The organism is Tabrizicola flagellatus (assembly GCF_046295235.1).
GTDB classification, from domain to species: Bacteria; Pseudomonadota; Alphaproteobacteria; order Rhodobacterales; family Rhodobacteraceae; genus Tabrizicola; species Tabrizicola flagellata_A.
On the sequence record NZ_JBKBLV010000048.1, the window covers coordinates 1 to 21,041 of the forward strand.

Below are 21,041 nucleotides of genomic sequence, written 5' to 3' on the forward strand. Positions count from 1 at the left end.
AGCCCCGGAAAATGCTCGCCCTCGCCCACCACGATGCGGAACATGCGCTGGCCGAAATCCGACAGGTGGAAGGCCACGATCCGTTCCGCCGCGATGGTCAGCGCCACCTGCACCGGCACGTCGCCTTCGACCATCGCTTCGGCCTCGTCGGTCTGGCGGTGGCACTCGCAGCGCGCGACTTCCAGGAACAGGAGCTGCTTGTCGGGGAAATAGGCGTAGATCGTAGCCTTCGACACGCCCGCCTCGCGGGCGATGTCATCGACCGAGGCCCTCTCGAACCCGTCACGCAGGAAAACCTTGCGGGCGCCGTCAAGAACCTGGTCGAACTTCCGGCCACGCCGGACCCCGTGATCGGCAGCTACGTTCATCGGTCCCCCTGCAAGGGACCATAGTGCATCGCGGTCCGGCGCGGCAAGCCTCACTCGGCCGGCTGGCACGTCGTTCCGGCCTGAGGCGCCTCGCAGCCCTTGCTCGAGGGTGTGACCGTTTCGGTCGGGAAGCTCAGCGAAGGCAGCAGGATGGTCAGCGACTGCGCCGAGGCCGGGATGGCAAGCGACAGGGTGACGGCGAGGGCAAGCGCGAAGCGGTCCATTTCGATCTCCATTTTGAACTCTTCGGTTCAGATTCGTTTCTAAACTCTACAGTTCAGTCTGGCAAGACGATTCTGAACGACAGAGTTCAGATTATCGCGTTGCGCCCGCCGATGAGCCGGCTAGATTAGAATCGTTCCAGAATGGGTGCCTTGATGCTGTCCTCACTGACCTTCCGCCGCCGCTTCTCCGACCTCTCGGAACAGGAGGTGCTGGCGCTGGCGATCTCGTCCGAAGAGGACGACGCCCGCATCTACCGCAGCTTTGCGGAACGGCTGCGCGCCGATTACCCCGCCTCGGCGGCAGTGTTCGACGGTATGGCGCTTGAAGAGGACGGCCATCGCCAGCGCCTGATCGACCTGCACCGCGCGCGCTTCGGCGAGGTGATCCCGCTGATCCGGCGCGAACATGTCGCGGGCTTCTATGCCCGCCGCCCGGTCTGGTTGTCGCAGACCCTGTCGCTCGAGACGATGCGCGGCGAGGCGGCGGCGATGGAGAAAGTGGCGCAGGACTTCTACCTGCGCGCCGCCGCCCGCACCCAGGATGCGGCGACCCGCAAGCTTCTGGGCGATCTTGCAGCGGCCGAGGCGAGCCACGAGCGCCATGCAGAGGATCTGGAGGCGACCCATCTGCCGGACGACGCCCGCAGCGAGGAAGACCGGACCGCGAAGCGCCAGTTCATCCTGACCTGGGTGCAACCGGGGCTGGCGGGGTTGATGGACGGCTCGGTCTCGACGCTCGCGCCGATCTTCGCGACGGCCTTCGCCACGCAGAACACCTGGACGACCTTCCTCGTCGGGGCCGCGGCCTCGGTCGGGGCCGGGATCTCGATGGGCTTCACCGAAGCCGCACATGACGACGGCGTGCTGTCGGGCCGTGGCTCGCCGCTGAAACGGGGCCTCGCCTCGGGCGTGATGACCGCAGTCGGCGGTCTCGGCCATGCGCTGCCTTACCTGATCCCGGAGTTCTGGACCGCGACCACCATCGCCATGATCGTGGTCTTCGTCGAGCTCTGGGCGATCGCGTGGATCCAGAACCGCTACATGGAGACCCCGTTCCTCCGCGCGGCGCTGCAGGTGGTGCTGGGTGGCGCGCTGGTCTTTGCCGCCGGGGTGCTGATCGGGGGCGGGTGATGTATCGCAAGGGCGAAGTGACCTACCGCGCCCTGCCGCTGCCCGACCGGGTGCAGATGGACGAGGACCGGTCGCTCGCGGCCGCGACCGGGTTCCTCGCCTACATGCGCAAACGCCATTCGGTGCGCGATTTCTCGACCCGGCCGGTGCCCGAGGCGGTGATCGCCGCCTGTGTCGCGGCGGCCGGCACGGCGCCCTCGGGGGCGAACCACCAGCCCTGGCATTTCGTGGCGATCGGCGATCCGGCGATGAAGGCGCGGATCCGCGCGGGGGCCGAGGAAGAGGAGCGCGCCTTCTATTCCGGGGGCGCCGGGGACGAATGGCTTGCCGCGCTGGAGCCCATCGGGACCGGCGTGTCGAAACCGCATCTGACCGATGCGCCCTGGCTGATCGTGGTCTTTGCCCAACGCTACGGGCTGACCGAGGACGGGACGCGCTACAAGAACTATTATGTGCCGGAGAGCGTCGGTATCGCCACGGGCATCCTGATCACGGCGATCCATCACGCCGGGCTCGTCTGCCTTGAACACACGCCCAACCCGATGAAGTTCCTTGGTCCCCTGTGCGAAAGGCCCGAGCACGAGAAACCGGTGATGATACTTCCGGTCGGCTATCCGGCGGACAGCGCCACCGTGCCCGAGGTTGCCAAGCGGAAAAAGCCGCTGGACAGGATCATGAGCGTCTTTCGCCCCTGAACGCGGACCCCGTGCCCTCAGGCCAGGGCCGCGAACCGTCGCGGCACGACGACGACGGCCGGTTCTTCCGTCTCTTCCGGGCTGTCGGGCGCGGCATCCCCGGGCGGAGGGATCTCCATGGCGACCGCCTCGGCCATGGGAAGGCTGACGATGGCGGTGAACTCCTCGGGGTGCAGGTCCGGTGCGGGGCTGGGTTCCGGGATGGGCAACAGGCCGGGATCGGCCACGACCTTCGTCAACCCGCGCGGCCGGGCGACCGCGACGGACTCCTGCGGGCGGTGGCTTGCCCTGGGCCGTGCCGAGGCGTCATTCACCTTGATGACGGTAAAGCTGATGTTGTCCTGGTCGGGATCGTCCAGGCGGTGAATCTCTTCCAGCAGCCGCTCGGCGATCTCGGTCGATCGCGACTTGCGATACCGGTTCAGCACCTTCTCTATCTGGGCATTGCTCAGGAATTGCAGGCCGTCGGACGCGCAGATGACGATGTCGCCGGCCTTCAGTTCCAGGGGTTCGGACGGGCAGTCCACCTTCGAGATCGCCGAACCCATCAGCACCGACATCAGACAGTTGCGATCGGGATGGCAGGCTGCGATCCGGGCGTCCAGCAAACCGGCCTGCACCATGAAGTCGATTTGCGGGGCCATCGAGTGGTCCTCGTTCAGCTGGCTCAACCGGCCGTCCCGGAACAGGAACAACGGAGAATCGCCAATCGAGATCCACCACAACCGGTTCTCGACCAGGGCCGGCACCACCAGGGTCGCCCCCATGCCTTCGGTCTCGGGGTGGCTCTCGGCATGGTTGCGCAGGGTCTGGTTGGCAAACTCGGCCACGTTGCGCAGGATCTCGGGGGCCCGCCGCTCGAAGGCATCGACATCGGCGAAATGGAACTTCAGCTCGGAGTAGACCTCGGTCAGCACGATCTTGGACGCCACGTCCCCGGCCGCATGACCGCCCATGCCATCGGCGAGCACGACGAAACCAGCCTCGGCGCCAACCGGGAAATCGGCCGTGATCGCGTCCTCCTGGTAGTCGCGCGCGCCCTGGCTTATGCCCGAGGCGACGTCATAACGCGGTTCACGCGATCGCCATATCATGCGCGTCTCCCTCTTCCTGGTAGGTGGACCAGTTGAACTCGGGCGTGCAGAGGACCTTCAGAACCAGCGTCGTCTCGCCGATCTGAATCTCGTCGCCATCCTTGGCCGGTTCAGTCGAAAGGAGCGGGCGGCCGTTCAGCCGCACCAGGTTGGATTTGCCGCCATGGCCGATGTGGAATTCGTGCGTCTTGCCGTCATAGGCGATCGCGGCGTGGTTATGCCGCGAGATCGCCATGTCGCCATAGTCGAGCGAGACCGTCTGGTCCGCACCGCGACCGATCTGCGACACGCCCTCGGTCAGCGCGAAGGAGGCACCCTTGCCGGGGCCGTCCTTGATGACAAGCCAGCCGGCCGGGAACATCACATAGCCCTTGCCGGGTGCCGGTGTGGCGGCGCCGATCGGCACGCCTTCAGCGCCCTCGAACAGCGGTATCACCACTTCCGGCTGGGCCTCGAAACCAAGAACGCGGGTCTTGGTGCGGGTGGGCCGACGCGGCGGAGCCGCAGCGGCCTCGCGGGCGGCCGCCGGGGCTTCGTCCTCGATCTCCCAGATGTTGCGCGCGGGTGGGGCAACACCCTCCGGCAGCGGCGCCTTGGCCTTGACCACACGGACGGGCCGCGCGACCGTGACCTCGCCGGTGGGTTCCGCTTCGGGCGCAGCGGCCGGAGCCGGTGTAGGGGAGGCGGCGGCCAGTGCCTCGCGCAGGCGTTTCACTTCCAGCTCCGCCAGGGCTGCCATGACAGGATCCGGACCCGCTTCGACCGTGCCAGGCGCCGACCCCGTATCGTCCGTTTCACCGAAGATAGAGCGCAGGAACTTCACGATGGTTTCTCCCCGTCCAGATTGTCAATTGCCGCAGGGTCAACCTGCCACCCCAAGCCGGAATTCTGCATCCACTGTACTTGCACCACGCCGCACGACAAAACCATAAGTTGACACGCCCTGCTGGAATTCGCGCTGGAGAATGTCGCGAAGCGCGGTGGCGCTGCCCAGCATCTCGCCGGATGCCGAATAGATCAGCAGCACGTCGCCCGGTTCCAGGGTTGTCTCGGCGCCAGCCGGCACCTCGGCAACCACGGTCTGAGTGCCGGTCGCGGTATCGTCGGCCTCGAACGTCAGACCATTCGGAAGCCGCAGCATGTTCACCACCTGCAGGGTCTTGGCGGCAGGCGTCTCGGTGGTCGTGGCAACGGTCAGCGCCGCCGAGGGCTGAGCAACCGGCGCCTTGCCGGGCGACAGATGGCCGGTCAGTCCCAGAAGGCCGGCCACAAGTGCAACGGCCACAGCCGCCCCGGCCACCAGCCTGCCCGGTGCGGGCCAACGGGCGTCCAGGCCGCGGCTGCCGGCTTCGGCGGCGCGAGAAGCCGGTTCCGCGTCCGTGGTCGCTGGCTGCGCAATGCTGACTCCGGCGGTCGATGGCGCTGCCGGTTCCGGTCGGGGCGCAGCGATCTCGGCGGGGAATTGGGCGACATCGGGGCGCACGGGCGCCGGAGCTGCCGGCAACGCGACGGCAGAGGCGACCGGCATAGACACCGCGCCACCGCCAGGCAGACCCGCCATGGCGCGCCATTCCTCGACCGATTGCAGCCGGTCGCGGGGGAAGATCGCCATCGCCTTGTCGATCGCAGCCAGAAACGGGGTCGGATAGCCGCGGAACCTGCCTGCCAATGGCCGCAGGGGATCGCCCTCGCGCCCGGCCAGCGCGGCAAGCCGTTCCTGCGAGGTCTTGGGCGTTTCGCCCGAAATCAGGTGGTAGAAGCTGGCCGCTAGCGCGTAGAGATCGCTGCACGGGGCCTGCTTGCTGCCGACGACATAGAACTCCTGCGGCGAGTAGCCGTCCTTGACCACGCGCAGCCCGGAAACCGCCCGGCTTTTCCGGGTCACTTCCTTGCGCGAGGCGCCGAAGTCGATCAGCACCGGCTGGCCCTTGCGCGGGTCCAGAAGCATGTTGTCGGGCGAGATGTCTCGATGCAGAAGCCCCTGGGCGTGAACGTGGCCGATGGCGTCCAGCATGGTCGTCAGATGGGCGATGATCTCCTTCGGGCGCAGGGGCGGCGCGCTGCCCTCGACCGTCTGCAACAGGTCGTAGCCTTCGATGTAGTCCATCGCCATGTAGGCGGTTTCGTTGCACTCGAAAACCTGATGGACCTTGACGATGTTCGGGTGGTCCAGCTGCGACAGCGTCACGGCTTCCTGGACGAACTGCCGGACGGCGGCCCGGAAGTCGTCCTGCTGCGACCGGGACCGGGCGCCGACCGTCTGGCCGATGCGGCGGCAGAAGGCAGAAGGGAAACATTCCTTGATCACCACCGTCCGGTCGAGCGAATCGATGGCCAAGTATACGATCCCGAAGCCGCCGCTGTTGACGAAGGACTTTATGGTATACTGTCCGAACAGCAGTTTCGTGCCCGCGGGCAGCTCGTCCGAGCTGGGTCCGGCATCCTCGCGGTCGATCTTCAGTGCGGCAGCGGTCATTGCAATTCCCGGTTGACCGGACGGCGCCCTTCCCCCGAAAGGCGCGCGCGGCATCCTTCAGGATTAGCCAATGAGTTGGGCCAAAACGTGAAGGGATTTCGTTCGTTTTTCGCCACAATCGCACAACCTTGAGTGATGGGATTCGGCCGCAATCCCGCCGGGTGAAGCGACGGTACGGCTAGTGGTTGTGGGGATTTCCCAGCGAAACCCAATTTGTGTACTCCTCGGCAAAACAATCCGCGCCGGCCAGCGTGCCCCGGTTTTGCCACAGCGGGTTCTGGCGGGCCGGGGGCCTGCCCTTGGTGCCCATCTCCTTCGCCCGCGGGTCCGGCGACCGATTCCCGACCGGATGCCTTGCCCTTTCCGCCCGCGCGTGACACCTGTGCGGGCATGCTGGCGATCCTTCTGAAGACCCTGCCCTTCTTCGCCGTGATCGGCCTCGGTTACCTGGCCGGGCGCACACGCTTCTTCTCCGAGGAGGCGACGTCCTACCTCACCCGCTTCGTCTTCTACTTTGCCCTGTCGGCCATGCTGTTCGGCTTCGCCGCGAATCTCGACGTGGCGGCGATCTTCTCCTGGCCCTTCGTCTTCGCTTATCTCCTGGCGACCTCTGCCGTCTGGCTGATCGTCGCCGGCGTGGCCCTTGCGCGCCGAACCAGCCCCGAGGAAGCGGTGTTCGAGGCGCATACCGGGGTCATCGGCAATGTGGGCTTCCTGGGCATCCCGATGCTGGCGCTGCTCTTGGGGCCGCAGGCGGTGGGGCCGGTGCTGCTCGTGCTGGCGGTGGACCTGATCGTGTTCTCCTCGATCCTGACCATGGCGATCACCGGCCTGCGCGCCGGCCGGGTCAGCGCGCAGACTTTCGGCATCCTCGCCACTGGCCTGGCGAAGAACCCGATGATCGTCTCGGTCGTCCTCGGCATCGGCTGGGGCGCGACCGGCCTCGCGCTGCCCGGGCCGGTGAACGAGTTCCTGACACTCCTTGGCGCTGCCGCCACGCCCTGCGCGCTGTTCGCCATCGGCGCCTCGCTTGCGGGACGGTCGGCGGAACGGGTCGAGGTCGCGGCCTGGCTGTCCTTTGCCAAGCTTTTCCTGCATCCTGCCGCCGTGGCGGGGGCCTGCTGGCTTCTGGGCGTCACGGGCTATCAGGCCGGGGTGATGATCGCTGCGGCTGCCCTGCCGGTCGCGGGCAACGTGTTCATCCTGGCGCAGCACTACCGCGTTGCGCCGCAACGGGTTTCAACCGCGATCCTTCTGTCCACCGCCGCCTCGGTGCTGACGGTGACGGCGGTGATCGCGCTCCTCAGCCAGGGAGGCTACATATGAAGACCATCTCGGAAAACCGGGCCTTCGGCGGGGTTCAGGGCGTCTACAGCCACCCTTCGCTCGCCTGCGCCTGCGACATGACCTTCGGGCTGTTCCTGCCCGCCCAGGCCGAGGACGGGCCGGTGCCTCTGCTCTGGTTCCTCTCGGGCCTGACCTGCACGCACGAGAACGCGATGATAAAGGCCGGCGCGCAGCGCTGGGCGGCCGAGGCGGGCATCGCCATCTGCTTCCCCGACACTTCGCCCCGCGGCGCGGTCGTTGCCGACGACCCCGACTTCGCGCTGGGGCAGGGGGCGGGCTTCTACGTCAACGCGACCCAGGCCCCCTGGGCCCCGCATTTCAGGATGTGGGACTATGTGACCGAGGAACTGCCGCGCCTCTTGTTCAACGCCTTCCCGCTGGCCGAGGAGGCGCAGGCCATCACCGGCCATTCCATGGGCGGCCACGGCGCGCTGACCATCGCGATGAGCTTTCCGGGCCGCTTCAAATCGGTCTCGGCCTTCGCCCCGATCTGCAACCCGACGGCGAGCGATTGGGGTCGTCCGCAACTTTCCGCCTATCTCGGCCCGGACGAGTCGTCCTGGGCGGCGCATGATGCCACCCTGCTGATGCGGCGCCGGGGGTTCGATGGTCCGATTCTGGTGGACCAGGGGACCTCCGACCAGTTCCTCGACAAGCTCCGCCCCGAGGCGCTGGCCGAAGCTATGGCTGCGGTGCGCCAGGGGGGGACGTTCCGGATGCAGAAGGGCTATGACCACAGTTACTTCTTCGTATCGACCTTCATGGAGGACCATGTGTCCTTCCACGCCCAGGCTTTCCTGGCTTAGCGCGCTTGTCCTGTCGCTGTCGGTGGCGCTTGCCGCACCGGTCGCGGCCGGCCCTGCCGAGAGCGTGCTGTCGGCGGTGAACGCGGTCCGGGCCAAGGCCGGCTGCGCGCCATTGCGGGCAAATCCCAAGCTGATGGCGGCCGCCCGGTCACATGCCCGCGCCATGGCGGAACAGAACTTCTTCGGCCATGCCGGCAAGGACGGCAGCCGCTTTTCCAGCCGGATCAAGCGGCAGGGCTACGACTATCGTACGGCGGCCGAGAACATCGCGGCCGGGCAGAAATCGGCAACCGAGGTGGTGCGCAGCTGGCTGAACAGCGCCGGACACCGCCGCAACATGCTGAACTGCGCCATGCGGGAAACCGGGATCGCGCTGGTCTACCAGCCGGACGACCGCCCCATCCGCGGCAACCGGGCGCCCTTGCGCTATTACTGGGTCCAGGTCTTCGCCGCGCCCGGCTGAGCCGCCGTGCCTCCTGGACCGGCTTGTGCGGTGGCCGCGCTTGTGGTCAGGTGCGCGCAGCAGACGGACTGGGGAAATCGGATGAAGAATCTCGTTCTTGCCATCATGGTGGCGTCGCTGGCCATTCTGGGGTTTTACGCCTACCAGTCCAGCCAGAAGGTCGCCGCGCTTCAGGTCGAAGTTCAGGCGAAGGAGGCAGCCCTGGTTGCCAAGGAAGCCGAGAAGGCCGCGCTGGAAAAGCAGGTGACCGAGTTGCAGGCCCAGATGGACAAGCTGGGCGCGGAACTCGAAAGCGCCACTGCCGCGGCTGCGGCAGCGGCGGCGACCAGTCCCGCACCGGCGACCGGAGGCGCGGCCGAAGCCGGCACCGCCGCCCCAGCCCCCAACCCCTGAACCGCGCCTGCCCGCGTCATGCGATGTCGCGGGCGGGACAGACGGAACCGGGGACCGGGGCTTCTCTGCCGCAATGGCCCGTTCTCCCGCCCTGACCGGCATCCTTTTCGCCATCGGCGGCACGCTGATCTTCTCGGTCAACGATGTCTCGATCAAGTTCCTGTCGGGCGGCTATGCGCTGCACCAGGTGATCCTGATCCGCGCCATGGTCGCCATGGCCTTCATCCTGGCGATGATCCATTGGTCGGACCGGGGCTGGGCGCAGTTGCGCACGCAGCGCCCCGCGACACACCTGGCGCGCGTCGCCATCGTCATGCTGTCGAACGTGACCTACTTTACCGGCCTTGCCGTCATGGACCTGGCCGATGCGGTGGCGGTGGCCTATGTCAGCCCGATCATCATCACGCTCCTGTCGATCCTGTTCCTGGGCGAAAAGGTCGGCCCCCGGCGCTGGGCCGCGGTCATCGTCGGCATGCTGGGCGTGATCGTCATGCTGCGCCCCGGATCTGGCGTGACCCAGCCCGCCGCGCTTCTGGTCCTGATCTCGGCGGTCCTCTACGCCTCGGGCAACCTGCTGGCCCGACACATGGGCGGCACGGAAAGCGCGATGACCCTGTCCTTCTACGTCCAGATCGGCTTCATCTTCGTCAGCCTCGCGATGGGCGCCTTTGCCGGCGACGGCCACCTGGCCGCTGAGGACGGGATCTGGGCCTTCCTGTTCCGCCCCTGGATATGGCCGCCGGTCGAGGACTGGCCGATCTTCCTCGCCACCGGCCTGTCGGTCGGAATCGGCGGGATGATGGTGACGCAGGCCTACCGCACAACCGAGGCCGGGCTGATCGCGCCCTTCGAATATGTCGGCATGCCGCTGGCGATCTTCTGGGGGCTGGTGGTCTTCGGCACCTTCCCCGACGCGGTATCCTGGGTGGGGATTGCGCTCATCTGCGGCTCCGGCCTTTATGTGATCTGGCGGGAAACGGTGCGCAAACGGGAAAGCGATGCAGCCTGAGGCGGTGATCTTCGACATCGGCAACGTGCTGACCGGCTGGCAGCCCGAGGCCTTCTACGACCGGGTGATCGGACCCGACCGCCGCCGCGCGCTGTTCTCTGAGGTCGACCTGATCGGCATGAACGCGCTGATCGACGACGGCGGGCCCTTCCGCGAGACCATCTACGACTGGGCCGACCGCCACCCTGGCTGGGCGCCCGAGATCCGCCTGTGGCATGACCGCTGGATCGAGTTGGCAAGCCCCCGGATCGAAGGCTCCATCGCGCTTCTTCGTGCGCTGCGGGCGAAGGGGGTGCCGGTCTTCTGCCTGACCAACTTCGGCAGCCATTCCTATGAAGCCGCGCGTAGCCTCCTGGATTTCCTGAACGAGTTCGACCGGGAATATGTCTCGGGCCGCCTCAGGGTGTCGAAACCCGACCCCCGCATCTATCAGGCGGTGGAGGACGACTGTGGCCTTCCGCCCGACAGGCTGATCTTTACCGACGACAAGGCCGAGAACATCACCGCCGCCGCCCGCCGCGGCTGGCGCACCCATCAGTTCGAAAGCTGGCAGGGCTGGGCCGCGCGGCTGGTGGCCGAGGGGCTCTTGACGAAGGAGGAGGCAGGGCTGTGACCGAGATCGTTCCGAAAGAGGCCGAGGCGTACATGACCTGGCCGGGGCTGCTTCGGGCCTTCGAGGCCGGCCACCGCATGCCGAGGGCCGAGATAAGGGACATGTTTCTCTATCGCGGCGCGGATACGCTTCTGGACCGCGCGGCCTGGATCGACGGGCTGGGCGCGCTGGTCAAGGTGGCGACGATCTTTCCGGGCAACGCGGCCCGCAGCTTGCCCACCATCTTCGGGGCGGTGACGCTGTTCGACGACGTTACCGGCGATCTGTCCGCCATCGTCGATTTCCATCTGGTGACCAAGTGGAAGACGGCCGGGGACAGCCTTATGTCGGCCTCGCGGCTGGCGCGGAAGGACGCGCGGAACTTCCTGCTGGTCGGCGCCGGGGCGGTGGCGCGCAGCATGGTCGAGGCCTATTCCGCGATCTTCCCCGAGGCCCGCTTCACCGTCTGGAGCCGCAGCCGCGCCAGCGCCGAGGCGATGGGCCTGGCCGTGGCCGAGGATCTGGAGACGGCGGTGCGCAAGGCCGACGTGATCTGCACCGCCACCATGGCGACCGAGCCGCTGATCCGGGGCGACTGGCTGCAACCCGGCCAGCACCTCGACCTGATCGGCGCCTACAAGCCCGGCATGCGCGAGGTGGACGACCGCGCTATGCAGCGCGCGCGCCTGTTCGTGGACAGCCGCGCCACCACGATCCACCACATCGGCGAACTGATCGACCCCATCGCCTCGGGCGCGATCACCGAGGCCGATATCATCGCCGATTTCTACGACGACCCCACGCTGTTCGCGCGGCGATCCGATGACGAGATCACCATCGCCAAGAACGGCGGCGGCGCGCATCTGGACCTGATGACCGCCGACTACATCGCCCGAGCCTGGGCGGCGCGGCGCTGAGACGACTGCGAGACCCAAGAATTTTCGCCGAAAATTCTTGGGGGTCATCGCCGAGGAAATCCGGGAAACTGGTCGGAGCGAGAGGATTCGAACCTCCGACCCCCTGCTCCCGAAGCAGGTGCGCTACCAGACTGCGCTACGCTCCGACCGATGCGGGGGGGTTATCCCGTCCGCCGCGCTTTGGCAAGAGGCCTCACGCCTGATCGCCGCCCCTTTCCAGCCGCTTGAACCAGGTCGAGATCCGCGGCAGCGTCCCGATTTCCCAGCGCGAGCGGTTCTCCAGCACGGGGCGGTTCTGGCTGACCTCGGGCGTGCCCTCGCGCAGCACGATGTAGATGCCCGAGGCGATGATGACGGCCGAGCCGATGCCGGTGTAGAGATCGACGGTTTCGTTGAAGAAGAGCCAGCCGTAAAGCGCGGCCCAGATGATCTGGGAATACTGCATCGGGGCAACGATGACGGCGGCGGCCACGCGGTAGGCGGCGATCGACGCCAGCGCGCCCAGCGTGCCCAGAAGCGCCATCACCGCAGTCAGGCCCAGATCCTCTACCGGCATCGGGCGATAGACGAAGGGCATCAGCGCCCCGGTGGCGATGAAGGTCAGCACCATAGGGTAAAGCATCAGGACGACCGACCGTTCGTCGCGCCCGATCTTGCGCACGATGACCGAGGAGAGCGACCCCGTCGTTGCGGCCCCCAGCGCCGCGAGATGCCCCAGAGAGAACCCGTCGCCGCTGCCCGGCCGCAGCACGATGATGACGCCCAGAAGGCCCACGACGACCGCTATGCCCCGGCGCAGGCCCACCTTCTCGCCCAGCATGGGGATCGCCATCAGGGTGATGAGCAGGGGCATGGCGAAGAAGATCGCATAGCAGGTCGCCATCGGCAGGACCGAGAAGGCATAGAAGCCCATCGCCCCCGTCACCACCGCGCTGACGGTGCGGATCGCGGTCCACCACGGGTGCCGCGGGATCAGGGTGCCATCGCGCCGGTCACTCAGGAGAAGGATCGTGATGAGCGGAAAGCCCATCAACCCGGCGAAGAACATGGTCTGAAAGGAGGAGTAATGCCCGCCGAGATACTTCACCACGACATCATGGGTGGCATAGGCACCGAAAGCCGCCAGCGACAGGGCCGCACCCTTCAGATTTTCGGTCATTGCCGGAACTTCCGTTGCTGCCCGCCGGGCGGGACAGGTCGCACTCCGACACCTTGTCGCAGATAGCGGCGGCAGCCTCAAGCCCGCGCGACTTGCCATGGGGGCGGGCTTGGGTCACCTTCCCGGCATGACCGGGGGTATCCTTGGATTTCTGGGCGGTATCGGTCTCTTCCTGTTCGGGATGGAGACCATGACGGCGGCTCTGCGTTCCCTGGCGGGCGAGGGGCTGAGGCGCTGGCTTCTGCGCATGACGCGCACGCCCCTGCGGGGGGCGGTCAGCGGCGCGGCGATCACCGCGATGGTCCAGTCCTCGACGGCGGTGACCATCATGGCGATCGGTTTCGTCGGGGCCGGGCTGCTCAGTTTCGGCCAGTCGCTCGGGGTGCTCTTCGGCGCAAATGTCGGGACCACCGTGACCGGCTGGATCGTGGCCATGGTCGGCATCAAGCTGAAGCTCGGGACCCTGGCCCTGCCTTTGCTGTTCCTCGCCGCGCTGGGCGGCATCTTCGGCGAAGGGCGGCTGGCGCGCTGGTGCCGGATGCTGGCGGGGCTGTCGCTTCTGTTCATCGGGCTCGACCTGATGCAGTCATCGGTGGCGGGGATCGAGGGGCTGATCACTCCTGACCAGCTGCCGGGCGACGGCTGGACCGGGCGGTTGCTCATGGTCCTGCTCGGTCTCGGGCTGGCGGCGATCATGCACAGCTCCTCTGCCGGGGTGGCCATGGCGCTGGTCTTTCTTGGCTCGGGCACGATCAGTTTTCCGCAGGCCGCTGCGGCCGTGATCGGGCTGGACCTGGGCACGACGCTGACCGGGATCATGGCCTCGGCGGGTGGCGGGGTCGAGATGCGGCGGACGGCGCTTGCCAATCTCCTGTTCAACATCGGCACCGCCGTGATGGCCTTTCCGCTGCTCGACCTTGCGGTGCCTGTGCTGCATGCAACCTTCCTCGCGCAGGACGACCAGACCGCGCTTGTCCTGTTCCACACGCTGTTCAACCTGGTCGGTGCCCTGGTCTTCCTGCCGCTGACGGCGCGCTTTGCCAGGCTGGTGGAGCGCCTTGTGCCAGAGCGCCCGGTGACGCTTGCCGCCGCGCTCGAGCCCGGATTGCTGTCGGATCCGGGGACTGCGCTTGATGCGGCGGTCCGAACGGCCGACGCGATGGCCGTGGCGGCGGGCATTGCCCTTTCCGCCGCCCTTGCCCCGCGCGACCGCCGGGATCCGGGGCCTCTTGCGGCCTTGCCGGACCAGCTTGACCCGGCACTGCGGCGGCTGGAGACTTGGCTGTCCCGGCTGCATGTTCCGCCAGACCGGCCCGAAGAACTTGCGCGGATGTCGGCGCTGATGCACTTGACCGATCACCTTGCGCGACTGTCCGCGCGGGCGCGCGAGGCGGAGCGGATCGCGCATCTGGCCGACAGTCCGCGGCTTGCGCGGCCTGCGCGGGCAGTGGCGGCATCCTTGCGGAAACGACCGCGGCCCGACCAGGCGCGGCGGCTGGTGGAACGGGTGCAGGGCTTTGCCCGCCAGCACCGGCGCGGCGCGCTGTTGCGGGAACATGCGGGATTGATCGAGCTGTCCGACGTCTTCCGCGAGACCGATGCGCTGCGCTGGCTGGACCGGGTGGCAGACCATGCCGAACGAATCGCGCATTACCGGGCCTTGGCAATGGGGCCGTCCCGGTAACGCTCGTCGAGCACTTCGTGCACTCCTCGCCGGCAGGCCGCCGACGCGCGCACGAGATCCGTGAATGGGCGCAGCCGGGCCTAGAGGCTCGCGTCCAGCGCGGCGACGATGGCGTCGCCCATCTGGGCCGTCGAGACCGGCGTCCCGCCTTCGGGGCCCATCAGATCGGCGGTGCGGACACCGTCGGCCAGCACCTTCTCGACCGCCTTCTCGACGCGGGTCGCCTCTTCGCCGAGGTCGAAGGAATAGCGTAGCGCCATGGCGAAGCTCAGGATGCAGGCGATCGGGTTGGCCTTGCCCTGGCCCGCGATGTCGGGCGCGCTGCCATGCACGGGCTCATACAACGCCTTCGGACGCCCGTTCGCCATCGGCGCGCCCAGGCTGGCCGAGGGCAGCATCCCCAGCGACCCGGTCAGCATCGCGGCGCAGTCCGACAGCAGGTCGCCGAACAGGTTGTCGGTCACGATCACGTCGAACTGCTTGGGCCAGCGGACCAGCTGCATCGCGCCGTTGTCGGCATACATGTGCGACAGCTCCACATCCGGGTAGTCGCGGTCGTGCACCTCCTGCACCACCTCGCGCCATAGGATGCCGGATTCCATCACGTTGGCCTTCTCCATCGAGCAGACCTTGTTCCTGCGCTTCCGCGCAAGCTCGAAGGCGGACCGGGCCACCCGGGCGATCTCGCTTTCGGTGTAGCGCTGGGTGTTGATCCCCACCCGCTCGTTGCCTTCCTTGAAGATGCCGCGCGGCTCGCCGAAGTAGACCCCGCTGGTCAGTTCCCGCACGATGACGATGTCGAGACCCGCGACCACCTCGCGCTTGAGGCTGGAGAAATCGGCCAGCGCGTCGAAGCACTGGGCGGGGCGCAGGTTCGAGAACAGGTCCATCTCCTTGCGCAGGCGCAGCAGGCCGCGCTCGGGCTTCACCGAGAAGTCCAGCCTGTCATACTTCGGCCCGCCCACGGCGCCCAGAAGGACGGCGTCCACCTCCTGCGCCTTGGCCATCGTCGCGTCGGTCAGCGGCGTGCCGTGCGCATCATAGGCGCAGCCGCCGACCAGGTCCTCGGACACGTCGAACCGGATGCCGCGCTTGTCGCCCATCCAGCCGATGATCTTCTTCACCTCGGCCATGACTTCGGGGCCGATGCCGTCGCCGGCAAGGATCAGGAGGGACGGGTTCGCCATGGGATGCTCCGCTGGAATTGGTCGCCGTGGGCCTAGCCCTTCGGCCCGGAAGTTTCAAGCGGCGAAGGCCCCGGCCAGGGCGTCCCAGACCCGGCGCAGTCGCGGCGACTGGCGCAGGCGGGGCGCGGCGGTCAGCCAGACCGGTAGGACGGGCAGGTCGGGCAGGATGTCCAGCCGCTCCAGCCCCGGGTCGGCATCGCCGATCGCGCGCTGAAGGCCCCCCAGCCCGCAGCCCGCGCGCACCAGCTGCATGTAGGTCACCGGATCGTCGCAGCGCACCGGAAAGTCGCTGCGCGCCGCCTCGACCCCCATGCCGCGCAGAACGCGGATGATCTGGTCGCCCCGGTCCTGCCCGACGAAATCGTGGCGGGCCAGGTCTTCCGGCCCCCTCGGCCGGCCCCGGCGGTCCAGATAGCTGCACGCGGCGTAAAGCCCGAGTTTCAGGTCGGCGATGTGACGCGCCACCAGGTCGCCCTGCGTGGGCCGGTACATGCGCAGCGCGATGTCGGCCTCGCCGAACAAAAGGTTCTCGGTCGCGTCCGAGGGGACGAGGTCGATCTGGATGCCCGGCTCCTCGGCCCGCAGCCGCGCCAGCACCGGCGGCAAGAGCGCATAGGACACGACGCGGCTCGCGGTGATCCGCACCGTGCCGGCGATCCCCTCGGCACGGCCGCGCGCGGTCAACGCCAGTTCGGCGGCGGCGGCCTGCATGGCGCGGGCGGCGGGCATCAGGGCCTGGCCGGCCTCGGTCAGAGTCAGGCCCTGCGCGGTGCGGGCGAAAACGGCGACCTGAAGCGCCGCCTCGATGGCCTGAACATGGCGGCCGAGCGTCGGCTGGCTGATCCCGGTCGCCCGCGCGGCCGCCGACAGCGAGCCGGCCTCGGCCACGGCAAGGAAGGATCGGATCAGGGACCAGTCGGGCATGTCCATGCGATATTGAATAGCCTATGGTTGATTTCATGCAATTCCTTTTGGTCGTCGCTGCCGGCATATCCGCGCCAGACGGCGAAAGGAGATCAGCATGACACGGACGGCACTGGTTCTGGGCGCTTCGGGCGGGTTTGGCGGGCAGGTGGCGCTTGCGCTTCAGGGTGCGGGCTGGACGGTCCGCCGCTATGCCCGCGGCACCGACATGACCGCGGCGGCGCGGGGGGCCGACCTCATCGTCAACGGGCTGAACCCGCCCGCCTATCACGACTGGGACCGGCTGATCCCCGAGATCACCACCTCGGTCCTTGCGGCGGGGCGGGCCTCGGGGGCGACCCTGCTTGTCCCCGGCAATGTCTATCCCTACGGCATGGAGCCGGGCCCCTGGGGTCCCGACACCCCGCACCGCCCCGTCGCCCGCAAGGGCCGCATCCGCGCCGAGATGGAGGCGCGCTACCGGGCGGCGGCGGACCAGGGCCAGCGGACGATCCTGTTGCGCGGCGGGGATTTCCTGCTGCCGCAGGCGCCGCAGATGGTGATGAACCGGGTGATCCTGGGTGAGGTGGCGAAGGGCAGGGTCACGGCGCTGGGCGACCCGGACGCACTTCACGCCTATGCCTATCTGCCCGACATGGCCCGCGCCGCGGTGTCCCTGGTGGAGCTGGGTTCGGCGCTGCCCGCCTATGCCGATATCCCCTTCGCGGGCCACGCCTTTACCATTTCCGACCTTGCGGAGCGGATCACCCGCCTGTCGGGCCGCACCATGCGCGTCAGACGCTTCCCGCGCTGGGTCTTCACCCTGGCGAGTCCCGTCTGGGAACTGGCCCGCGAACTGCGCGAGATGCTCTACCTCTTCGACCACCCGCACGCGCTCGACCCCGCGCCCCTGCGCCGCTGGCTGCCCGACTGGCAGGATACCGCGCTGGACGAGGTGATCGCGCGCCACCTTCGCGCGCACGGGCTGATCTAGGGCAGGTCGATGTCCACCCAGACCGGAAAGTGGCGCGAGGCGGCCTGCAGGTCGGGCCACAAGGGATCGTCCGGCCCGGGCCAGAGCACCCCGGCCGCCGTCACCCGCAGGGCCGAAGCGGGCAGCACATAGTCCAGCCTCAGCCCGCCGAGGTCGGTGTAAAGCACCGTATCCAGCGCGGGATCGCCCGCCTGGCCCGGCTCGGCCCGCCCGTGCGTCCCGCGCGGCCCGGGGTCCCGCAGCGCCGGATGGGCCAGCAGCGACCCGATCCCCTCGCGCCGCCCGTCGCCATCGGCGGGGTCGAGGTTGCCGTCGCCCAACAGGACGAAGGGCGCATCCGGCGGGGGCATCGGCAACGCTCCGTCAAGGAACAGCCGCCAGAACGCCGCCTCGTCGTGATTGCGGCGGCCGTTGCGGTCCTCTGGCCCGTCGAAGACCGGCGGCGTCGCATGCCAGGCCAGCAGGTGCAGCGGCCCGGCGTCGGTGATGACCGGCACGTCCCAGAACCCGGTCGTGGCAAGGCGCTGCACGGCGGCCAGGTCGGGCGGGTCGTCGCTCAGCGACCCCGGCAGGTCGCGCCAGAGGAAGGCCGAGAAGTCCCGTGCGGCGTCGGCCTCCAGCGGCAGGCGCGACAGGATCGCCATCCCGCCCTGACCCGAGAAGAGACCGAAGCCCTGCGCATCGCGCGCGTTCCACGTCCGCCCGTCGCCGTCCACGTCGAAGCCGGTCTGCATCCCGGTGTTCGGGCGCAAGGCGAACCGGTGCGGGTAGGGCGCCCCCGCCTCTGCCAACCGCTCGGCCAGGAGCCGCAGGGCGATGCCGCCGCGGTCGTAGTCCACCGCCGTCAGGAGAACGACATCCGCCTCCAGCGCGACCAGCACCCGGACCGCAGCCGCGATCTGCGGGTCGTTGCCTTCGCTCAGATCCTGCACCAGCAGGCCCGGACCCTTCCGGTCAAGCGCGATGTTCCAGGTGGCGATACGCAGCGGCTCGGCCATCCCCGGGCCGCCCGCAAGGCCCAGTCCGGCCAGGATCGCGGCGCGCCTCAGCAGCCGGCTAGAGATCGTCGTCGTCCTCGTCGTCATCCTTGTTCAGCGCCGAGGGTTCGATCGAACCCAGGACGGCCAGCTTGGCTGCGCGCTTGATCCGGATCATGTCGGCGATCCGCGCCATGGCGACCGCGCGCATGATCAGCGCCGCCGGCATGTAGGCCCAGAGCGCCATGGTCCAGATCAGCGTCTGCGGCGAGGTCAGCGTCTCGGCAGGGATGCCCTTGGTCAGCACCGCGACCAGCGCGGGGATCACGAAGGGCAACAGGAACCCCACGGCAAGGTTCGCATGCGAATCGCGCACCAGCCGGTCCACGACATCGCCGCCCGCCGTCGGCTCGAAGGTCGGCAGGTTGACCCAGACGTTGAACGCGCTCTTCGTCGAGGGCCAGCCGGCCAGCTTCAGCACGATGACGAACAGCGCCAGCGAGAAGAGCGAGACGATATAGGCGGTGCCCGCCGCCACCTTGACCATCGCCACCTGCGTCGCGCTGGCGTCGTCGGCCAGCATGTAGCTGGCAAGGCGCACCGGCGAATAGGGAAAATCCAGCGCCGAGCCGATGATCAGACCGATGGCGTGGAACAGCCGGGTGACGGTTGTCGAGGCTTCCAGGTCGGCGACGATGGCCGAAAGGAAGACCACGACGGTCAGCATCATCAGATAGCGGATGCGGTTGTAGGGCGCGCCGTCACGGAACTCGATCAGGCTGGGATAGACGGCATTGTATTCGAAGAACACCAGCGCCCCGGCGAAGAGCGCGACCAGTGCGACGATCTGCTTGGTGTCGGTCCCGATGCCCGGCAGGATCACCGAGGGCATGACGATCAGGATCATCACCAGGAAGGCGCGGACCCCGGCAGCTGTGGCGCGCGACAGAAGCAGCCGCGCCCGGCTGTCCGGGCCTGCGACGCTGCCCAGCCGCACCCTGTTGCGCAATCCTTCGATCATTGCGGTTCCGCTTGCCACAATTCGGTCCAATTCTGCCCCGGTCTCTGCCGACTCGCTAAGATTGAGCCCCATCTAGCCCAAGCTTTGTGGCCATTTGAGGGTCAGTCCGTGTGCTTCTGCCGGAGTATTGCTGTTTTTCCGCACAATTCGGCGCGGACCCGGCACAGCCGCCGGGACTCAGCTTTCCCGGAAGGCGCGGACGAAATAATCGGTGAAAGGCTTCACCAGATAGGCCAGCGGGGTGCGCCGGCCGGTCTGGAGGAACACCTCGACCGGCATCCCGGGCAAGAGGACGCGGTCGCCAAGGCGGGCCAGCTCGCCTTCGTCCAGTTGCAGTTCGGCGGTGTAGTAGGTGGCCCCGGTCTGCGAATCGGTCAGCGCGTCGGCCGAAACCAGCGTGACCCGGCCCTTCAGATGCGGCGTGTCGCGCGCCGAGAAGGCGGGAAAGACCAGTTCGGCCGCCTGCCCCACGGCGACCTCGTCGATATGGATCGGCGCGATGCGGGCGGTAATCACGAGGGGGCGGTCCTGGGGGATGACGAACAGGACCGGATCGGCCGGGCGCAGGACGGCGCGCGGTGTCGTGACCTGCAGGCCGAGGACCACGCCCGAGACCGGTGCCCGGATCTCAAGCCGGGCGATGCGCTCGGCCAGTGCCCGGCGACGTTCGGCCAGTTCCAGGGTCGTGGGGCCGATCTGGCGCAATTCGGCGGTGGCTTCCTCGCGGCGGCGGGTGGTCAGGCTGGAAGTCTCGATCTCGATCTCGGTCACCTGGTCCTCGGTGCGCGCAAGCTCGGCGGCAAGTTCGCCCAGCTGGCCTTGCAGGCGCGCCTGTTCGCGTTGCAACGCCAGAACGGTGCCCGCCTGCGCCAGACCCCTGTCGAGCAGGCTCTGCTGCGAGGCAAGCTCCTGTTCGACAAGGTCAAGCTGGGTGGCCAGCGCCGCCCTTTGCGCCGAGATTCCGTCGGATTGTGCGCGGATCTGGTCGATGCGCCGGGACAGAAGGTCGCGCTGTTCGGCAAGCGTGGCCTTGCGGGCCTCGAACAGGCGTCTTTGCCCGTCAAGCTGGGCAGCGACTTCCGGTGAAGTGGCGGCGAGGGCCAGGATATCGTCGGGAAACTCCAGGGCGTCAGAGCCGTCGCGTTCCGCCGTCAGGCGGGCGGCGCGGCCGGCTAGCTCGGACAGCTGGCCCTCGACGATGGTCAGCTCCGACCGCAGCGCCGCCCCGTCAAGCCGCAGCAGCGGATCCCCCGCCGCCACCGTCGCGCCTTCCGATACCAGGATCTCCTCGACCACGCCGCCATCCGGGTGCTGGACGACCTGGCGGTCCTGTTCCACCTCGATCTGACCGGGGGCGACAATGGCACCGGCGATCCGGGTCGTCGTTGCCCAGACCCCGAAGCCCGCCACCAGCACCAGCGTTGCGGCCAGACCCAGGATCACCGGGCGGCGCATGGAGATCCGCGAACCGGTCATGCCGCCCTACCTTCTTCTTGCGTTTCGACGTCTGCCTTTGCGGATCGCTGCCACGGTGCGATCCTGTGTCTTGGCAGGGGACCGGGGATGGTTGTCATGCTGACTGCCCGCGATGGCTCGGGGTG

Annotated in this window: 22 protein-coding genes and 1 tRNA gene; 11 read left to right on the forward strand and 12 right to left on the reverse strand. The window is 68.0% G+C overall.

The window, feature by feature from the left end; genetic code table 11:
- Together ACK4IU_RS16530 and ACK4IU_RS16535 are read right to left on the reverse strand one after the other, a co-directional pair.
- The coding region (locus ACK4IU_RS16530; protein WP_409737247.1) for a TetR/AcrR family transcriptional regulator at positions 1-368 on the reverse strand (368 nt) is incomplete at its 3' end.
- 50 nt (positions 369-418) lie between these two features.
- Positions 419-592, reverse strand: a complete 174-nt coding sequence (locus ACK4IU_RS16535; protein WP_409737250.1) for a hypothetical protein — start codon at positions 590-592, stop codon at positions 419-421.
- Positions 593-745: 153 nt separating this feature from the next.
- Between ACK4IU_RS16535 and mbfA the strand changes: the two genes are divergently transcribed.
- Both mbfA and ACK4IU_RS16545 read left to right on the forward strand, forming a co-directional pair.
- Positions 746-1,723 carry an iron exporter MbfA gene (gene mbfA / locus ACK4IU_RS16540; RefSeq protein ID WP_409737253.1) on the forward strand — a complete coding sequence of 326 codons (978 nt, stop codon included), beginning with the start codon at positions 746-748 and terminating at the stop codon, positions 1,721-1,723.
- Complete coding sequence (locus ACK4IU_RS16545; protein WP_409737256.1) at positions 1,723-2,418, forward strand: nitroreductase family protein; 696 nt, start codon at positions 1,723-1,725, stop codon at positions 2,416-2,418. Before mbfA ends, ACK4IU_RS16545 begins: the two co-directional genes overlap by 1 nt.
- 17 nt (positions 2,419-2,435) lie before the next feature.
- On the opposite strand, the gene ACK4IU_RS16550 is transcribed toward ACK4IU_RS16545, so the two are convergent.
- From ACK4IU_RS16550 to ACK4IU_RS16560, 3 genes are all read right to left on the reverse strand, one after another.
- Positions 2,436-3,512: a protein phosphatase 2C domain-containing protein gene (locus ACK4IU_RS16550; protein WP_409737259.1), complete on the reverse strand. Its 1,077-nt coding sequence runs from the start codon at positions 3,510-3,512 to the stop codon at positions 2,436-2,438.
- Positions 3,493-4,251 carry an FHA domain-containing protein gene (locus ACK4IU_RS16555; RefSeq protein WP_409737262.1) on the reverse strand — a complete coding sequence of 253 codons (759 nt, stop codon included), beginning with the start codon at positions 4,249-4,251 and terminating at the stop codon, positions 3,493-3,495. The genes ACK4IU_RS16550 and ACK4IU_RS16555 overlap by 20 nt, the downstream gene beginning before the upstream one ends.
- Positions 4,252-4,374: 123 nt before the next feature.
- On the reverse strand, positions 4,375-5,988 hold the full coding sequence (locus tag ACK4IU_RS16560; protein ID WP_409737265.1) for a serine/threonine protein kinase: 1,614 nt from the start codon (positions 5,986-5,988) through the stop codon (positions 4,375-4,377).
- 390 nt (positions 5,989-6,378) lie between these two features.
- Between ACK4IU_RS16560 and ACK4IU_RS16565 the strand changes: the two genes are divergently transcribed.
- From ACK4IU_RS16565 to ACK4IU_RS16595, 7 genes are all read left to right on the forward strand, one after another.
- On the forward strand, positions 6,379-7,314 hold the full coding sequence (locus ACK4IU_RS16565; RefSeq protein WP_409737268.1) for an AEC family transporter: 936 nt from the start codon (positions 6,379-6,381) through the stop codon (positions 7,312-7,314).
- Positions 7,311-8,141: an S-formylglutathione hydrolase gene (fghA, locus tag ACK4IU_RS16570; RefSeq protein ID WP_409737271.1), complete on the forward strand. Its 831-nt coding sequence runs from the start codon at positions 7,311-7,313 to the stop codon at positions 8,139-8,141. The genes ACK4IU_RS16565 and fghA overlap by 4 nt, the downstream gene beginning before the upstream one ends.
- Positions 8,107-8,604 carry a CAP domain-containing protein gene (locus ACK4IU_RS16575; protein ID WP_409737274.1) on the forward strand — a complete coding sequence of 166 codons (498 nt, stop codon included), beginning with the start codon at positions 8,107-8,109 and terminating at the stop codon, positions 8,602-8,604. Before fghA ends, ACK4IU_RS16575 begins: the two co-directional genes overlap by 35 nt.
- Positions 8,605-8,685: 81 nt before the next feature.
- Positions 8,686-8,997, forward strand: a complete 312-nt coding sequence (locus ACK4IU_RS16580) for a hypothetical protein (RefSeq protein WP_409737277.1) — start codon at positions 8,686-8,688, stop codon at positions 8,995-8,997.
- A 73-nt stretch (positions 8,998-9,070) separates the two neighbouring features.
- Positions 9,071-10,006, forward strand: a complete 936-nt coding sequence (locus ACK4IU_RS16585; protein ID WP_409737280.1) for a DMT family transporter — start codon at positions 9,071-9,073, stop codon at positions 10,004-10,006.
- The gene (locus ACK4IU_RS16590) at positions 9,996-10,619 is read left to right on the forward strand and encodes an HAD family hydrolase (protein ID WP_409737283.1); all 624 of its coding nucleotides are present in this window, start codon (positions 9,996-9,998) and stop codon (positions 10,617-10,619) included. Before ACK4IU_RS16585 ends, ACK4IU_RS16590 begins: the two co-directional genes overlap by 11 nt.
- 32 nt (positions 10,620-10,651) lie before the next feature.
- Complete coding sequence (locus ACK4IU_RS16595; protein ID WP_409737306.1) at positions 10,652-11,515, forward strand: ornithine cyclodeaminase family protein; 864 nt, start codon at positions 10,652-10,654, stop codon at positions 11,513-11,515.
- 69 nt (positions 11,516-11,584) lie between these two features.
- On the opposite strand, the gene ACK4IU_RS16600 is transcribed toward ACK4IU_RS16595, so the two are convergent.
- Both ACK4IU_RS16600 and ACK4IU_RS16605 read right to left on the reverse strand, forming a co-directional pair.
- Positions 11,585-11,661: transfer RNA gene (locus tag ACK4IU_RS16600), tRNA-Pro, on the reverse strand.
- A 47-nt stretch (positions 11,662-11,708) separates the two neighbouring features.
- A complete protein-coding gene (locus ACK4IU_RS16605) occupies positions 11,709-12,674 on the reverse strand; it encodes a DMT family transporter (RefSeq protein ID WP_409737288.1) in 966 nt (321 codons plus the stop codon).
- A gap of 127 nt (positions 12,675-12,801) precedes the next feature.
- Between ACK4IU_RS16605 and ACK4IU_RS16610 the strand changes: the two genes are divergently transcribed.
- A complete protein-coding gene (locus ACK4IU_RS16610) occupies positions 12,802-14,358 on the forward strand; it encodes a Na/Pi cotransporter family protein (RefSeq protein WP_409737290.1) in 1,557 nt (518 codons plus the stop codon).
- Between the two features lie 80 nt (positions 14,359-14,438).
- Here the strand turns inward: ACK4IU_RS16610 and leuB are convergent, their stop codons facing one another.
- Together leuB and ACK4IU_RS16620 are read right to left on the reverse strand one after the other, a co-directional pair.
- A complete protein-coding gene (leuB, locus tag ACK4IU_RS16615; RefSeq protein ID WP_409737293.1) occupies positions 14,439-15,545 on the reverse strand; it encodes a 3-isopropylmalate dehydrogenase in 1,107 nt (368 codons plus the stop codon).
- 54 nt (positions 15,546-15,599) lie between these two features.
- Entirely contained in the window at positions 15,600-16,469 is an 870-nt protein-coding gene (locus tag ACK4IU_RS16620; protein WP_409737296.1) for a LysR family transcriptional regulator, read from the reverse strand.
- A 97-nt stretch (positions 16,470-16,566) separates the two neighbouring features.
- Between ACK4IU_RS16620 and ACK4IU_RS16625 the strand changes: the two genes are divergently transcribed.
- Complete coding sequence (locus tag ACK4IU_RS16625) at positions 16,567-17,442, forward strand: epimerase (protein WP_409737299.1); 876 nt, start codon at positions 16,567-16,569, stop codon at positions 17,440-17,442.
- Here the strand turns inward: ACK4IU_RS16625 and ACK4IU_RS16630 are convergent.
- From ACK4IU_RS16630 to ACK4IU_RS16640, 3 genes are all read right to left on the reverse strand, one after another.
- Positions 17,439-18,407: an endonuclease/exonuclease/phosphatase family protein gene (locus ACK4IU_RS16630; protein ID WP_409737309.1), complete on the reverse strand. Its 969-nt coding sequence runs from the start codon at positions 18,405-18,407 to the stop codon at positions 17,439-17,441. The genes ACK4IU_RS16625 and ACK4IU_RS16630 overlap by 4 nt on opposite strands.
- A 91-nt stretch (positions 18,408-18,498) precedes the next feature.
- Complete coding sequence (locus tag ACK4IU_RS16635; RefSeq protein WP_409737301.1) at positions 18,499-19,440, reverse strand: hypothetical protein; 942 nt, start codon at positions 19,438-19,440, stop codon at positions 18,499-18,501.
- Positions 19,441-19,617: 177 nt separating this feature from the next.
- A complete protein-coding gene (locus ACK4IU_RS16640; protein WP_409737304.1) occupies positions 19,618-20,916 on the reverse strand; it encodes an HlyD family type I secretion periplasmic adaptor subunit in 1,299 nt (432 codons plus the stop codon).
- Positions 20,917-21,041: the final 125 nt, after the last annotated feature.